We start from the raw sequence: 477 nt of genomic DNA, 5'->3' as shown, positions 1-477 counted from the left end.
TTGACCGTGCAGGTCGGCTCAACCGTGGTTGCACCGGCCGCGCCGGGCATTACGGCGCTGACCGACAACGTGGGCGGCATCACCGGGCCGATCACGAATGGCATGACCACGGACGATTCGCATCCGGTCCTGACGGGCACGGGCACGGCGGGCAACACGATCACGGTGTATGACGGCGCTACGCTGATTGGCACGGCCACGGTGGCAGGCAACGGCACGTGGAGCGTGAAACCCGCGACGGCACTGGCCGACGGCGTGCACGACATCTTCGCGACGCAGAGCAATTCGGCGGGTACGAGCCCGCACTCGACCGATATCAGCTTCACGGTCAACACCACCACGCCGGCTACGCCGGCCGCACCGACCCTGACCGACGACAACGGCAACGCCATTCCCGCAGGCAGCACGACAGCGGATGCGCATCCGCACATCAACGGCAAGGGCACGACAGGCGACATCATCAAGGTGTACGACAAC

Annotated in this window: 1 protein-coding gene; it reads left to right on the top strand. The window is 66.0% G+C overall.

The features are described from left to right. The coding region (locus tag HB376_RS40620) for an Ig-like domain-containing protein (RefSeq protein WP_213769313.1) at window positions 1-477 on the top strand (477 nt) is incomplete at both ends.

The sequence above is a fragment of the Caballeronia sp. dw_19 genome, assembly GCF_018449515.1.
Lineage (GTDB): Bacteria > Pseudomonadota > Gammaproteobacteria > Burkholderiales > Burkholderiaceae > Caballeronia.
The sequence above is the reverse complement of the archived record's forward strand: the minus strand, read 5'-3'. Positions and strand labels throughout refer to the sequence as shown.